The 13,017-nt window shown below is 73.4% G+C and carries 15 protein-coding genes and 1 pseudogene; 10 read left to right on the forward strand and 6 right to left on the reverse strand.

Annotated elements, in window-relative coordinates; genetic code table 11:
• Positions 1-46: 46 nt before the first annotated feature.
• The 5 genes from AB0J21_RS19375 (at position 47) to AB0J21_RS19395 (ending at position 3,232) form a co-directional block, all read left to right on the forward strand.
• On the forward strand, positions 47-1,132 hold the full coding sequence (locus AB0J21_RS19375; protein ID WP_363147193.1) for a helix-turn-helix domain-containing protein: 1,086 nt from the start codon (positions 47-49) through the stop codon (positions 1,130-1,132).
• A 92-nt stretch (positions 1,133-1,224) separates the two neighbouring features.
• Positions 1,225-1,575, forward strand: coding sequence for a metalloregulator ArsR/SmtB family transcription factor (locus AB0J21_RS19380; RefSeq protein ID WP_363147194.1), 351 nt, complete (start codon positions 1,225-1,227; stop codon positions 1,573-1,575).
• Positions 1,575-2,057, forward strand: coding sequence for an SRPBCC family protein (locus AB0J21_RS19385; protein ID WP_363147195.1), 483 nt, complete (start codon positions 1,575-1,577; stop codon positions 2,055-2,057). The genes AB0J21_RS19380 and AB0J21_RS19385 overlap by 1 nt, the downstream gene beginning before the upstream one ends.
• 119 nt (positions 2,058-2,176) lie before the next feature.
• The gene (locus AB0J21_RS19390) at positions 2,177-2,695 is read left to right on the forward strand and encodes a pyridoxamine 5'-phosphate oxidase family protein (protein ID WP_363147196.1); all 519 of its coding nucleotides are present in this window, start codon (positions 2,177-2,179) and stop codon (positions 2,693-2,695) included.
• A gap of 105 nt (positions 2,696-2,800) precedes the next feature.
• Complete coding sequence (locus AB0J21_RS19395; protein WP_363147197.1) at positions 2,801-3,232, forward strand: ankyrin repeat domain-containing protein; 432 nt, start codon at positions 2,801-2,803, stop codon at positions 3,230-3,232.
• Here the strand turns inward: AB0J21_RS19395 and AB0J21_RS19400 are convergent.
• The 4 genes from AB0J21_RS19400 to AB0J21_RS19415 form a co-directional block, all read right to left on the reverse strand.
• The gene (locus AB0J21_RS19400) at positions 3,229-3,741 is read right to left on the reverse strand and encodes a hypothetical protein (RefSeq protein WP_363147198.1); all 513 of its coding nucleotides are present in this window, start codon (positions 3,739-3,741) and stop codon (positions 3,229-3,231) included. The two genes, AB0J21_RS19395 and AB0J21_RS19400, sit on opposite strands and share 4 nt — an antisense overlap.
• A 682-nt stretch (positions 3,742-4,423) precedes the next feature.
• A complete protein-coding gene (locus AB0J21_RS19405) occupies positions 4,424-4,939 on the reverse strand; it encodes a group II truncated hemoglobin (protein ID WP_363147199.1) in 516 nt (171 codons plus the stop codon).
• Positions 4,936-5,271: an antibiotic biosynthesis monooxygenase family protein gene (locus AB0J21_RS19410; RefSeq protein ID WP_363147200.1), complete on the reverse strand. Its 336-nt coding sequence runs from the start codon at positions 5,269-5,271 to the stop codon at positions 4,936-4,938. Before AB0J21_RS19410 ends, AB0J21_RS19405 begins: the two co-directional genes overlap by 4 nt.
• 353 nt (positions 5,272-5,624) lie before the next feature.
• The gene (locus AB0J21_RS19415) at positions 5,625-6,839 is read right to left on the reverse strand and encodes a S8 family peptidase (RefSeq protein WP_363147201.1); all 1,215 of its coding nucleotides are present in this window, start codon (positions 6,837-6,839) and stop codon (positions 5,625-5,627) included.
• A 382-nt stretch (positions 6,840-7,221) separates the two neighbouring features.
• On the opposite strand from AB0J21_RS19415, the gene AB0J21_RS19420 reads away from it, so the two are divergent.
• From AB0J21_RS19420 to AB0J21_RS19430, 3 genes are all read left to right on the forward strand, one after another.
• A complete protein-coding gene (locus AB0J21_RS19420) occupies positions 7,222-8,187 on the forward strand; it encodes a hypothetical protein (RefSeq protein WP_363147202.1) in 966 nt (321 codons plus the stop codon).
• A 154-nt stretch (positions 8,188-8,341) separates the two neighbouring features.
• Positions 8,342-8,659, forward strand: coding sequence for a DUF4190 domain-containing protein (locus AB0J21_RS19425; protein ID WP_363147203.1), 318 nt, complete (start codon positions 8,342-8,344; stop codon positions 8,657-8,659).
• Positions 8,660-8,711: 52 nt separating this feature from the next.
• Entirely contained in the window at positions 8,712-9,914 is a 1,203-nt protein-coding gene (locus AB0J21_RS19430) for a winged helix DNA-binding domain-containing protein (protein ID WP_363147204.1), read from the forward strand.
• Positions 9,915-9,938: 24 nt separating this feature from the next.
• Here the strand turns inward: AB0J21_RS19430 and AB0J21_RS19435 are convergent, their stop codons facing one another.
• Positions 9,939-10,907 carry a methyltransferase gene (locus tag AB0J21_RS19435; RefSeq protein ID WP_363147205.1) on the reverse strand — a complete coding sequence of 323 codons (969 nt, stop codon included), beginning with the start codon at positions 10,905-10,907 and terminating at the stop codon, positions 9,939-9,941.
• A gap of 156 nt (positions 10,908-11,063) precedes the next feature.
• Positions 11,064-11,645, reverse strand: a complete 582-nt coding sequence (locus AB0J21_RS19440; RefSeq protein WP_363147206.1) for a helix-turn-helix transcriptional regulator — start codon at positions 11,643-11,645, stop codon at positions 11,064-11,066.
• A gap of 151 nt (positions 11,646-11,796) precedes the next feature.
• Between AB0J21_RS19440 and AB0J21_RS19445 the strand changes: the two genes are divergently transcribed.
• Both AB0J21_RS19445 and AB0J21_RS19450 read left to right on the forward strand, forming a co-directional pair.
• Positions 11,797-12,795 (forward strand): NAD(P)/FAD-dependent oxidoreductase, encoded by a 999-nt coding sequence (locus AB0J21_RS19445; RefSeq protein WP_363147207.1) that lies wholly within the window; start codon positions 11,797-11,799, stop codon positions 12,793-12,795.
• 83 nt (positions 12,796-12,878) lie between these two features.
• Positions 12,879-13,017, forward strand: a pseudogene (locus AB0J21_RS19450) (IS701 family transposase); the annotation flags it as partial.

Consider the following 13,017-nt stretch of genomic DNA (forward strand, 5'->3'; position numbering starts at 1 on the left):
GTCAATCGACGCGGCCGTCGGCCGTCCGCCCCGTGATGATGAGGGAATGACGTTGAGGATCGACATCGGCGGCCCGCCGCCCGGGCAACTGCGGTTCGCCGCCTCCCCGCTGGCCGAGCTGACCGCGATGCTGCACGTGCTGGCCGAACCCGCGCATCACCCGCAGCTCGCCGGCTGGGCCGGGGACGTCTGGGCCGGGCTCCGGCCGGAGCTGGCCGAACGGCTGCGGGAGGCGGAGTTCCTCTGGCGTTCCTCACGAGCCGACTTCCTGGTCCCCGCCCGTCCCCGGCCCACCCTCGCCGAGGAGCTGGACGAGGTGGACCGGATCGACGACGAAACCTATGTGACCGCCGCACTCATCACCACGTGCGGCAGCAACCGGGTCCACTTCGCCGGGCCGTCGCCGCTCGCCGACGCCACGGCGCGCGAGCGGGCCCTGGACCTGGCCCAGGCCCGCGGCGCGCTCCAAGAGGCCTTCGCGGAACGGCTGCTCGCGGACCCGGACATCGTGCGGGCCCGGGTGCGTGACACTCTCGAACAGTGCGCCGAGGCTTTCTTCGACACCGCCTGGAGAGGCGTCGCCGTGCAGCTCGCCACCGATCTGCGCCTGAAGAACGACCTGCTGAAGCGCCAGGGCGTCGGGGCGGCACTCGCATCGGTCTCCGGCGCCGTGACCCTGGCGCCGGACGGCGACAGCATCATCGTGGACAAGCTCCAGGACAACGCGACCGCCGCTGACGGCGCCGGGGTCACGTTCGTCCCCAGCGTCTTCGGCCGTCCCCACCTGGTGGCCGTCCACGCGCCCGGGTGGCAGCCGGTGGTGCAGTACCCGGTGGCAGAGGCTCGTCCACCGGAGCCGGTACCGCTGGAGACGGTCTCGCTACGGCTGGAGTCACTCGCGCATCCGGTACGGCTGCGGCTGCTGCGCACCCTGGCCCGTGGCCCGCACACCACCGGCGAGCTGGCCCACGCCTGGGAACTCTCACCCCCGGAGGTCTCCCGCCACCTCGCCGTCCTGCGCCGCGCGGGCCTGCTCACGTCCCGGCGCCACGGTCGCTACGTCCGGTACTCCCTCAACCTGCCCGAGATGACGGCGCTGGGGACCGACCTGCTGGCGGCCGTACTGCGCTGAGTGGCCACGCTCTGCCGGAACCCGGGCGAGCGCCGCGCCGGTCGAGGAGTGAAGCCTTGACCGCGGAGCTGCGCCGCCGCATAGTTAAGGACATGCCTAACTATGCCGGATCGCTGGACCGGGTGTTCCAGGCGCTGGCGGACGGGACGCGGCGGGCGATGGTCGAGCGGCTGGTCCACGGGCCGGTGTCGGTCGGTGAGCTGGCCAGGCCGCTGGAGATGTCGCTGCCCGCGGTCATGCAGCACATACAGGTGCTGGAAGCGTGCGGGCTGGTCAGGTCCGAGAAGACCGGCCGGGTCCGCACCTGCCGTATCGAGCCGGACGCGCTGCGGACGGCCGAGGGCTGGCTCGCCGGGCAGCGCACGGTCTGGGAACGGCGACTGGACCGGCTCGGCGACTGCCTGGCCGATGATCCCGGCACACCGGAGCAAGGGAGCCTGTGATGGCCGACCGTTCTGTCACGCACGCCACGTTCACCCTCGAACGCCTCTACCCGGCCCCGGTGGCACGGGTGTTCGCGGCCTGGGCCGACCCGAAGGTGAAGGCCCGCTGGTTCTCCACGCCCGGCGCCGACCACGAACTGGACTTCCGGGTCGGGGGCCGGGAGGTCAACCGCGCCCGCCCGGACGGCGGCCCGTCGATGACCTTCGAGTCGACGTACCGCGACATCGTCCGGGACGAGCGCATCGTCTACACCTCCGTGCTGCACGTCGGGGACGGACTCGCGACGGCCTCGCTGACGACCGTGGAGTTCCGCCCGGCAGAGGGGGGCACGCGGCTCGTCCTCACCGAGCAGGGGGTCTACCTCGACGGCCGCGAGGAGCCGTCCTGGCGCGAGCACGGCACCGGCGACTGGCTTGACGCGCTGGGCGTGGAACTGGACGTGGAACCGGGGGGCCGGGTGGGCGCGGTAGGGCGTGAGTGAGTCCGCGGGTGGCCACGAGTGCGTCCGCGGGTGCCGCCGTCCCCTTGACCCGAACCACCCGCCCCGTTGTCCCGCCCCGCTGTCCTGACCCGTGCCCCGCCCCCCCCTAAGGAGTTTCCATGGCCCACAGTGATCCCGTCGCCTCGGTCGGCCCCTTCAGCGACCCCGGCGCCGAGGTGATCCCCTGGCCGACCGCGCGGCGTGAGCTGGAGGAGGCGCCACTGTTCTGGCTGTCCACCGTCCGCCCGGACGGCCGCCCCCACGTGACACCGCTGCTGGCCGTCTGGACCGGCGGCGCCCTGTACTTCGCCACCGGCGACCAGGAGCGCAAGGCGCGCAACCTCCACGCCAACGACCGCTGCTCCATGACGACCGGCACGAACGCCCTCGACGGTACCGACATCACCGTCGAGGGGCGCGCCCGGGTGGTGAGCGACCCGGCCGAACGCGGCACCACCGCCGACGCCTACGAGAACAAGTACGGCGCCCTCCTGACCCACCCGGACGGCACCTGGTACGGCCTCGGTGACACCATCCGCTCCGGCGACGTCCTGCTGTACCGCGTCGACCCGGACGTCGGATTCGCCTTCGGCAAGGGTGAGACGTACCGCCAGGTCCGCTACCGCTTCCAGGGCTGACCGCCGGCTCGTGACTCGGCTGGACCCGCCGTCCGGCTCGGCGCGTTCCGGACTGGGCCGCGCCGAGTCGGGGGCCGGGGCGAGGTAAGCCCTACGCTCTCCGCCATGAACCGTCGTACGCGCAAGAAGCTCGTCCAACGTCTCGTCGAGGCCGCCATGTTCGGGGAGCCCGCCGACGTGCGCCGGCTGCTCGCGGCCGGGGCGCCCGCCGAGTCCGCGGACCGGGACGGGACGACCCCGCTCTACGCCGCCTCCGTGCACGGGGCCGCCGAGTCCGCCGTCCTGCTCCTCGCCGCCGGGGCCCAGCCCGGCACCGAGAGCGCGGGGGTGGGCGCCGAGGGCACCCCGCTGTGCGCCGCGTGCGCCTGGGGCCACGAGGACACCGTGCGCGTCCTGCTCGGCCACGGCGCCGACCCGAACCAGCGCGAGGACCACGGCAGCGGCAACTCCCCGCTCTACTGGGCCTCGTCCGGGCCCTACCCCGGCACTGTGGCCGTGCTGCGCGCCGCCGGGGCCGTGGACGACGTCACACCCTAGGCAGCGGGGAGGACGGGCCGCACCGCCCCGCCGTTCGGGCAGGCCCAGCACGCGATGCCGTCCACGGTTCTGGCCACGGCCGGGTGACTGTGGCCCGGGCAGGGCGGGTGGGGGGCGCCGCCGGTCTCCTCCAGTACGGCGTCCTGGAGTTGACCGGCCAGCAGGGTGACGGCCTCCGCCTCCGAGAGGGGCGCCTCGAAGCAGACGCCGAAGCAGACGGAGGCCGTGGAGCCGTCGGCGAAGGTGAGCGTGACCAGCAGCCCGTCGGCCTCGCTGTCCGGCGGGTCCTCGTCCGGCGGGTTCCCGTCGTCGCCCGAGGAGGGCTCGTCATCGAGGCGGATGTGCAGGGAGGAAGCGAACTCCCCGCTGTCGGGGGCCTGGTGTGCCTCGGTATGGGTACCGGAGCGGAACCCGGGCCCGGACACGGCCAGCGAATGACCGGCCGGTGGCCCGAGCTGCGCGAGGATCGCCTCGGCCCATCCGCGGACGAGGTCATGAGACAGACACATGTACTACTTCTTCGCCTTGACGTCGCTGGTCCAGGTCAAGGTGCCCGTACCGGTCCGGCCGCCGACCTTGACGCGGAACCTCAGGTGTCCTGCGACTGAACGCGGTCACCGCGCCTGACCGGCTCGAAGGTACCGTGGAAATGGTAGTTCTTGCCCACGTGTGCGGCGAGTTCTTCGGCATGTGCCGGCCGTTCCTCCACCACGACGCACCTCGCTCCGTCACCGCTCCCGTGATGACGGACTTCAGCTTGGCGGAGATCCGGTAGCCCCAGTTGATCGTGTGGTGCTTGCAGTTGAAGCGTAGGTCGAGTCTGCCTTTGGCGTCGCTCCAGTGCGGATTCCTGCCACACCGCAAGGTCGTCAGCCCCTTGCTCCGGGCGGCCACGGTGTTCGTCCCGGGCCCGGTGCGCCGAGGGCCGCGAATGCGCGACCCCGGCCAGGGGACAGCGTGGTCCCGGAGGAGCCGGCTTCCCGGTCCAGCACGATGCGCAGCCGGGGGGTCGTGCCGTCCGGCTGCCCGGTGGCGCCCGGGGCGATCCCGGGCGCGGCTTCGTCGCGGACGGTGGCAAGCCCGAGGGGCGAGCGGCCCGGGTGGATGTCGAGCTGACCCGGGAGCCCGCCACCTCCAAGCGCAAGATGCTCGCCTCCCTGCTCCCGCTCGTCGCTCGGCTCCTCTCACTCTTCAGTTTCCGGGCTGCCAGGGCGGTGTCTGCCCCCACTGCCAGACCGGCACATCGGCGGCGTCGACGGGCGGCGGGTCTTCGCCCGAGTAGATGAGCGCCATCCGTGTGCCCCACTCGACGTAGTACAGGAACACCGCGCGGAACTCCGGGTCGGTGGGCAGTCCGGCCTCGTCGGCGCTGTCGACCAGCAGGTCGATCCAGCGGCGGCGCTGCTGTTCGGTGATGCCACGGCCGAGGTGCTGCCGGGCCATGTGCGGGTGGCCCCCGCGACCCTCGGTGTAGTGGGAGGGACCACCGAAGACCTCGGAGAGCCACAAGGCCACGTGCTGCGAGTGGCGCGCGTCCATGTGCGCGAAGACCGGGGCCAGGACCGGGTCCTTCAGGACGTGTCCGTAGAAGACCTCGGTGAGGCGGTTCAGAGCGTCGGCGCCACCCGCCCACTCGTAGATGCTCGGCGTGCCGGGTCTGCCGCCGGAGGCGGGGCGTTCAGATGTGGTGTCGAGCGGGTCGGTCACGAGTACTCCCGTCCTGTGGCGCTGCCCACGCCCACGACGTTCGTGACGTGGTAGTGCTGCATCTCCTCGATGGCGGTCACATAGGGGCGGATGGCGCGGAAGAAGGCCGGGAAGTGATCGCCTGTGCGAAAGCCCTTCAGGTGGTCCTCGACCGATGTCCACCGGATCCGCAGGATGTAGCGGTCCTGTTCCTCCTGGCAGCGGGCCAATTCGTAGTCGATGCACTCCGGAGCTGCGGCCAGCGATTCGGCGGCCTGGTGATATGCGCTCTCGAACGCCTTCTGGTCGTCCGGAGCGATGCGGTAGCGGATGTACTCGACGGTCGACGGCATGCGGTGACTCTCCCTGTGTCCGGATGCTCCGGATGCCAGCTTGCCCGGCTCGGTCCTGTTCGTCAGGCGGAACCCTCTTTTAGGGCGCCAGGTCCCGCGAAACCGGTGAGCGGCCTGGCTGCGCAGGACGTCGCCGACTCGGGCTCAGGTGTCCGGCCACCGGGCCGCCCGAACCAGTACGGGGCCACGGCAGTGGCAACGCCTCGCTCACCGAGCCTCGTTCGGGCCGCCCCCCGCACCGTGGATCTCCTGCGCGCCGCCGCAGCCGTGGACGGCGCAAGGGCGGCGGCCACCCCTTGAGGTGACCGCCGCCCTCGTTCACGTACCGTCCGCGTCGAGAGGACTCACACGCCTTACGGGACGATGTTCAGCAGACGGTTCGGGGAGCCCGAGCCGGGGCTCGTGACGACTCCGGTCGAGGCGCCCGCGACCAGGGCCGAGGAGACCTGGGCCGGGGTCGCCGAGGTGTGGCCGGCCAGGTAGACCGCCGCCGCGCCCGCCACGTGCGGGGTCGCCATCGACGTACCGGAGATCGTGTTGGTCGCCGTGTCGCCGGTGCCCCACGCCGAGGTGATCGACGAACCCGGGGCGAACAGGTCAAGCACCGTACCGTAGTTGGAGTAGCCGGCCTTCGCGTCGGTGTTCGTCGTCGCGCCGACCGTGATGGCCTCCGTGACCCGCGCCGGGGACTTCGTGCTCGCGTTGGTGGACTCGTTGCCGGCCGCGACCGCGAAGGTGACGCCCGCCCTGATCGCGTTCCTGACCGCCGTGTCGATCGAGGTGTCGGCGCCGCCACCGAGACTCATGTTCGCCACCGCCGGCTTCACCGCGTTCCGCGCGACCCAGTCGATCCCGGCCACGACCTGCGCCGTCGTCCCCGAACCCGCGTTGTTCAGGACGCGGACGCCGACGATCCGCGCCTTCTTCGCCACACCGTACGAGGTGCCCGCGACGGTCGCCGCGACGTGCGTGCCGTGGCCGTTGCCGTCCTGCGCCGTGTTGTCGTTGTCGATCGCGTCGTACCCGTACGAGGCCCGGCCGCCGAAGTCCTGGTGGGTGATGCGGACACCCGTGTCGATGATGTACGCGGTGACGCCCTGGCCCGCCGAATCCGGGTACGTGTAGCTCCGGTTGAGCGGAAGCGTCTTCTGGTCGATGCGGTCCAGGCCCCAGGACGGCGGGTTGGTCTGGGTCGCGTCCGCGGTGAACGTGCGGTTCTGCGCGACCGAGGCGACCGCCGGATCGGCCGCGAGTCTCTTCGCCTGCGCCTCCCCGAGGTTCACCGCCCAGCCGTTGAGGGCGGCCGAGTACGTCCGGTCGATCTTCGCGCCGTACTCCTTGGCGAGCGCCTTGCCTGCCGCCGAACCGGCCTTCGGCGCACCGGACTTGAGGGTGACGATGTAGCTGCCGGATATCGCGTCGGAGACACCGGCGTTCTCGATGTGGCCCACCGGCGCGGCCGGGGCGGCCGTCGCGGGAAGGGCGGCCAGGGTGCCGAGGGTGAGAGCGGTGACCGCGGTGACACTGATGCCGGCGAGGGTGCGCCGGGCGGAACGCTGAGCTGCCATCTGAAGGGTTCTCCTTGTGGACGGTGCGCCAGTGGGATGGAGCGGCCGTGCGGGCGGCGGGCCTCGCGTTCCGTACCGGGGAACGCCAGGAATAAGCGTGAGCATGTCAACTTGACCTGCTCGTGGTTTCGCCGAAACGGAATCCTTGCCAAGCGGCCCGGCCCGCACAAGAGTGCCTGGGGGGAGTTGGCCGGATGTCATGTGACAGCCATTTCGGTGTCACGCGGGGAAACAGGCGGTCGCGCGGGGACGTGCGCCCGCGTGATCCCGCGTTACACACCGCCCTCCGGGGACGTGCGCCGCCGCTGACCTGTTCACCGCCCCCGCGTCTGTGTCCGATTCGTTCAAGACGTCCGGGCCGCCCGCACCTCATGCTGGGGCCATGAGCGACAACCCTCACGACACGACCACCGGCGGCCCCGCCGCCACCGGAAGCCTCACCGGGCCCAGCGGGTCCGAGGTGCTCGACCGGGCCGCAGCCTTCCTCGTCCGCGACGGGCGACTGCTCGAACAGCGCCTGTACGAGGTGGTGTTCGACGGCGAGACGGCCGGTTCCGCGCTCGCCGCGCTCGGCGGGTACCGCAACGCGGACGGCGGCTACGGTCACGGCCTCGAACCCGACAAACGCTGCCCGGCCAGTCTGCCGATCGACGCCGAGGTCGCGCTCCAGACCCTGACGCTGCTCGCCGCCGCCGACCCCGGCGTCGCCGGTACGGCGCGCGCCGAGGCCGAACGGGTCTGCGGCTGGCTCGACACCGTCGCCGCGCCCGAGGGCCCCGTGTCCCTCGCCCTGCCCGTCATGAGGGCCTACCCGCACGCCGTCCACTGGGCCGACTGGACCCTCGTCCCCGGGCTCAACCCGACCGCCGGACTCGCCGGGCTCCTGCACGGGCTCGGGGTGCGCCACGACTGGCTCGACCGCGCCACCGGCTGGTGCCTGGACACCGTGGAGCGCGAGGGGTTCCCGTCCGACGCGCACGCGGTCTCCGAGGTCATGGCGCTGCTCGCCCACCTGCCCGAGCGGTACCGGGCGCGCGGGAGCGAACTGGCCGCCGCCGTCCCCGGCGCGCTCGCGAAGGCCGAGCACTACCGGGCCGAAGGCGACGACCCCGCGTACGGCGTCACCCCGCTGCACCTCGCGCCCACGCCCGACAGCCCCTGGCGCTCCCTGTTCTCCGACGAGCGGATCGACGGCCACCTCGACCGGCTCCTGCGCGACCAGCGGGAGGACGGCGGCTGGGCCCTCACCTGGGAGCCGCCGAGCCCCTCGGCCACGTACGACTACCGGGGCGCGGAGACCCTGCGAGCGCTGCGCGTCCTGCGTGCCTACGGCAGGCTCGGGCACTGACAGGGCGTTGAGCGGCCGGGGGTGGCGTCCACAGACTGGTCACACACCTGGACGCCGCCTCCACCGTTACCACCGGTAGCCCCCATGTCCTGTCCCTAGCCTTGGCCCCTGACCTGGGGCGATCCCCGGGGCGAAGCCAGGACGAGAGGGACCCATGACCACGGACACGCAGTTCTCCCCGGGGCGTGCCGCCGCGGCCCACGCCGACGAGACGCCGGGCGCCGACCGCCCCAACGGGCAGGCCACCGCCGCCCTCGTGTGCGGCGTCCTCGGGCTCGTGCTGGTCCCCGTGGTGCTGCCCGTCGCGGCCCTCGTACTCGGCGCCGCCGGTGGCCGGCGCGCCGACCGGGGCGAGGCCGGGGGCCGGGGCAGGGCGACCGCCGGGATCGTCCTCGGCATCGTGGGCTGCGCCGTCGCCGTCCTCGGGATCGTCGTCGCCGTCATGCAGTACGCGGGCACCGGAAGCCTCTGAGGCGTCTTCGGTGGCCGCCTCCGGAGGCGGGAGGCGCGCTATCGTGCCCGCCATGCCCGCGACGCGCACCATCGACCCGGCCGAACGCCGCTCCCGGCTCGCTCTGCGCCACCGGCTCACCCCGGACGGCCGGGCCGAACGCCCCGAGGAGGTCGCCCGCTCCCTGCTCGCCGTGCACGGCACCGATCCGTCCTCCGTGTACGTCGGGCTGTGGGCGCGCATGCGGGACGGCCAAGTGGCCGACGTGGAACGGGCCCTGTACGAGGACCGGACACTGCTGCGGCTGCTCGCCATGCGCCGTACGGTGTTCGTCACCGGCCGCGAGGACGCGCCGCTGCTCCTCGCGGGCTGCTCGCTCGGCGTCGCCGCCAAGGAGCGCCGCAAACTCCTCGGCTTCCTCGCCGCCTCGGGGGTCGCCGACACCCCCGCCGGGGTCGAACGCTGGCTCGCCGGGGCCGAGAGCGCCGCTCTCGACGCGCTCGCCGCGCGCGGCGAGGCGACCGCCGCCGAACTCGCCGGGGACGACGAACGGCTCGCCACCGAGATCGTGCTGTCCGCCGGGAAGAGCTACGAGGGGCGGCAGAAGGCGGCGAGCCGCGTGCTGCTCCTGCTCGCCGCCGAGGGCCGGGTCGTGCGCGGCCGGCCACGCGGCTCCTGGACCTCCCACCAGTACCGCTGGGCGCCCGTAGGCGACTGGCTGCCCGAGGGGCTGCCCGCCCTCGAACCGCGCGCCGCCGAGGCCGCGCTGGCCCGCCGCTGGCTGTCCGTGTTCGGCCCCGGCACCGCCGAGGACCTGCGGTGGTGGACGGGATGGACGAAGACGCGGACCACGCGCGCGCTCGCCCAGGTCGACCCCGTCGAGGTCCGCGTCGACGGCGGCACCGCGCTCCTGCTGCCCGAGGACCTCGGCCCCGTGGAACGCCCCGCCCCCTGGGCCGCGTTGCTGCCCGCGCTCGACTCCACCCCGATGGGATGGAGCGGCCGGGACTGGTTCCTCGGGCCGCACGGCCCCCGGCTCTTCGACCGCGCGGGGAACGTCGGCCCCACCGTGTGGTGGGACGGCCGGGTCGTCGGCGGCTGGGCCCAGGACCGCGCGGGTGACCTCGTGTGCCGCTTCCTGGAGGACGTCGGCCACGAGGCCGAACAGGCCGTCCAGGCCGAGGCCGAACGCCTCGCCGCCCGCCTCGGACCGGTCCGTCTCACCCCGCGCACCCGTGGACGCACGTGGCTGGAGGAGGAGTTGGCGGGGGAGTAGCGACCGCGGGTGGTCCCCGGCGCGTCAGGAACGCCGCGCGGCCCACACGACGCGTTCCGTGCGGACGACGAGGTCGTCGCGGCGCAGGAGACCGTCGGGGCTGCCGGGGTCGAGCAGCCGGTCGAGCGCGGCGAGGTCCTCGGGCGGCAGGACGTCGGCGACCGTAGCGCGCAGGCGCTCCAGGCCGCCCTGGGCGTAGCGGCCGATCGCCGGGGAGCCCGCACCCTCGATGTCCACCTTGATCGTGCGCTCGCCCTCCACGGCGAACCCGGCCGCGCTCAGCTTCGGCCCCCAGTCGGCGCCGCGATGCGGGACGTGCTCGGCGTGGAAGCGGTCGCTCGCGGTGTGGCAGCGTTCCTCCAGACCCGGCCGGTCCCGTGGCGCGTCCTCGGGCAGGAAACGCGGGAAGCCGGCCAGCTCGACGACGGCGAGGAGCCCGCCCGGGGCCAGGGTGTCGTGGACGCGGCGCAGAGTGGCGTCCGGGTCGGCCATGTGGTGCAGGGAGGCCGAGGCCCACACCAGATCGGGCGCGCCGAGGTCGGGCCAGGACGTGTCGAGGTCCGCCTGAAGGGTGCGTACGCGGTCGTCCACGCCCTGGGCGCACGCCTTCTCCCGCAGACGCTGGAGATGGGCGGCCGAGGCGTCGACGGCGGTCACGTGCGCCTCGGGGAAGCGCGCGAGCAGGGCGAAGGTGCCCGCCCCGGTCCCGCTGCCCAGGTCCACGATGTGGCGGGGGCTCTCCCTGAGCGGCAGCCAGGCGGTGACGGACGCGATGTGGCCGGCGAGGACCTCGGCGTCCAGGTCCAGGATCTCGGCCTGGGCGCCGGAACCGTCGCCCGCCTGGCCGTGGTCGTGGGCGGGGGAGTGGCTGTGGGCGTGGGCGTGGGTGTTGTGGGAGGCGTGCTCTTCGTCGTGGTGCTGTTCGTCGTGGTGCGGTGTGTTGTGGTGCGGTGCGTCGTGGTGCTGCTCGGGGCGGTGCGCGGTGGGAGACATGCCGTCACCGTAGAGGCGGCTTGCGCCGTACGCGTGCTCGCTTGCCGATGCGGCAAGGCGATGGCCCCTCCCGCTGCCGGGCGCGCATGAAAGGTGCCCTCCGCGCGGCTCGCACCTGGTGCGTCGCCTGCTCCGCCCGGCGCCGCCTCGCGGTCCTCAGTCCTCCCCGGCGGCGCCCCCGCCGCCCTGGTGGCCGCGCCGGGCGTCGCGGTCGAAGATGCCGAGGAGTTCGCACGGCCCGCCCTCCGCGCCGATCGCGTGCGGGAGCATGGTGGGGAACTCGGCCGCCTGGTTGGTCTCCACGCGCAAGCGCCGGTTGCCCAGCAGCAGGACGGCGGTCCCGGAGAGCACGACCAGCCACTCGTGCCCCGGGTGGGCGCGCAACCGTGAGGGGTTGTCCGGCGGCGGGTCGGTCAGCCGCTGACGTACGACGGTCATGCCGGGGTCCGCCTTCACGGGCCAGCGCAGCACCCCGTGGTTCCCGTCGATCACCGGGCTGGAGATCACGTCGTCGCTCGCGGTCTCGACCAGCTGGGCCAGTGACGTGTCCAGGGCGCGGGCCAGGACGACGAGCTGGTCCAGGGCCAGGCGCCGCCGGCCGTTCTCGATCCGGCTCAGGGAGGACTGGCTCATCCGGGCCCGGGTGGCCAGCTCGTCCAGTGACCAGCCCTGCGCCACGCGCAGCGCGCGGATGCGTTTGCGTACCAGGCTGTCCAGCTCGCCATCCTCTTGCGTCATACGCATCATCGTATGCCTTTACCGCAAGCGGTGCTTACGGTCGAGGCGAACCCCCGCGACCGGGGGCCGCACGTACGACGAAGGGTCCGCCATGCCTGACACACCCGCCACGCCCGCCACACCCGCCACACCCGCCACACCCGCCACGACCGTGAACGCTTCTGACGTTGATGGCGGTGTGGTCGGCACGCTGCCCGGAGGGACCGTCGACGCCGTGGTGATCGGTGGCGGCGCCGCCGGACTGAACGGCGCGCTGATGCTCGCCCGCTCCCGCCGCTCGGTCGTCGTGATCGACAGCGGCGCGCCCCGCAACGCGCCCGCCGAGGGGGTGCACGGCCTGCTCGGCCTGGACGGCGTCCCGCCGGCCGAACTGCTGGCCCGCGGCCGGGCGGAGGTACGCCGCTACGGCGGACGCGTGGTGACCGGCGAGGTGACCACCGCCGCGCCCGCCGAGCGGTCCGCCGAGGGGGATCTCCGCTTCACCGTCACCCTGGCCGGCGGTGGCACGTTGCGGGCGCGCCGCCTCCTGGTCGCGACCGGACTGCGCGACGTCCTGCCGGACGTTCCCGGGCTCGCCCGGCACTGGGGGCACGGTGTCGTGCACTGCCCCTACTGCCACGGCTGGGAGGTGCGCGACGAACCCCTCGGCGTCCTGGCGACCGGCCCCGCCTCCCTCCACCACGCGCTGCTGTTCCGTCAACTGACGGACGACCTGGTCTACTTCACGCACACCACCGAGCTGGACGAGGAAACCCGCGCGCGCTTCGCGGCCCGCGGCATCCGCGTCGTCGACACCCCGGTCGCCGCCGTGGAGTCCGGCGCGAAGGGGATCACCGGCCTGCGGCTGTCCGACGGCCAGACCGTGCCGCGCCGCGTCCTCGCCGTCGCGAGCGGCATGTGGGCCCGCACCGAGGGGCTGGACGGGCTGCGGCTGCCGAGGGAGGACCTGCCGGGCGGGGCGGGCCGCCGCTTCGTCTCCGGCACGGCCGGTGTCACCGGGGTGCCGGGCGTGTGGGTGGCCGGCAACGCCGCCGACCCGACCGCGCAGGTCGGCGCCTCGGCCGCCGCCGGGGCCCTGGCCGGGGCCCACATCAACGCCGACCTGGCCACCGCCGACACCGAGGCGGCCCTCGCCGACGCGGTGCGCTGACGTGGGGCGGCGGCGCTAGTAGGGCCTGGTCAGGTCGGTTGTAGGTGAGCGTGTCCTTTTGGGTGGTGTTGCGTTGAGGGGGTGTGACTCCGGACGAGATTGCTGCTGTGCGTGGTGAGTTGGAGGACTTCGCGGCGGAGGTTTTCGAGCCGTTTGCGAGGAACGACCAGCGTCGGTGGGGGCAGGTCTACCTGCGGGGCCTGCTCACGGACGGGCGGCGCA

Origin of the sequence: Streptomyces sp. NPDC049954 (genome assembly GCF_040656295.1) — a bacterium.
Lineage (GTDB): Bacteria > Actinomycetota > Actinomycetes > Streptomycetales > Streptomycetaceae > Streptomyces.

What these genes read in the sequence shown, in the direction of transcription:
- AB0J21_RS19375 (WP_363147193.1), top strand. Translation starts at nt 47, where the DNA reads ATGACGTTGAGGATCGACATCGGCGGCCCGCCGCCCGGGCAACTGCGG.
- AB0J21_RS19380 (WP_363147194.1), top strand. Translation starts at nt 1,225, where the DNA reads ATGCCTAACTATGCCGGATCGCTGGACCGGGTGTTCCAGGCGCTGGCG.
- AB0J21_RS19385 (WP_363147195.1), top strand. Translation starts at nt 1,575, where the DNA reads ATGGCCGACCGTTCTGTCACGCACGCCACGTTCACCCTCGAACGCCTC.
- AB0J21_RS19390 (WP_363147196.1), top strand. Translation starts at nt 2,177, where the DNA reads ATGGCCCACAGTGATCCCGTCGCCTCGGTCGGCCCCTTCAGCGACCCC.
- AB0J21_RS19395 (WP_363147197.1), top strand. Translation starts at nt 2,801, where the DNA reads ATGAACCGTCGTACGCGCAAGAAGCTCGTCCAACGTCTCGTCGAGGCC.
- AB0J21_RS19400 (WP_363147198.1), bottom strand. Translation starts at nt 3,741, where the DNA reads ATGTGTCTGTCTCATGACCTCGTCCGCGGATGGGCCGAGGCGATCCTC.
- AB0J21_RS19410 (WP_363147200.1), bottom strand. Translation starts at nt 5,271, where the DNA reads ATGCCGTCGACCGTCGAGTACATCCGCTACCGCATCGCTCCGGACGAC.
- AB0J21_RS19415 (WP_363147201.1), bottom strand. Translation starts at nt 6,839, where the DNA reads ATGGCAGCTCAGCGTTCCGCCCGGCGCACCCTCGCCGGCATCAGTGTC.
- AB0J21_RS19420 (WP_363147202.1), top strand. Translation starts at nt 7,222, where the DNA reads ATGAGCGACAACCCTCACGACACGACCACCGGCGGCCCCGCCGCCACC.
- AB0J21_RS19425 (WP_363147203.1), top strand. Translation starts at nt 8,342, where the DNA reads ATGACCACGGACACGCAGTTCTCCCCGGGGCGTGCCGCCGCGGCCCAC.
- AB0J21_RS19430 (WP_363147204.1), top strand. Translation starts at nt 8,712, where the DNA reads ATGCCCGCGACGCGCACCATCGACCCGGCCGAACGCCGCTCCCGGCTC.
- AB0J21_RS19435 (WP_363147205.1), bottom strand. Translation starts at nt 10,907, where the DNA reads ATGTCTCCCACCGCGCACCGCCCCGAGCAGCACCACGACGCACCGCAC.
- AB0J21_RS19440 (WP_363147206.1), bottom strand. Translation starts at nt 11,645, where the DNA reads ATGACGCAAGAGGATGGCGAGCTGGACAGCCTGGTACGCAAACGCATC.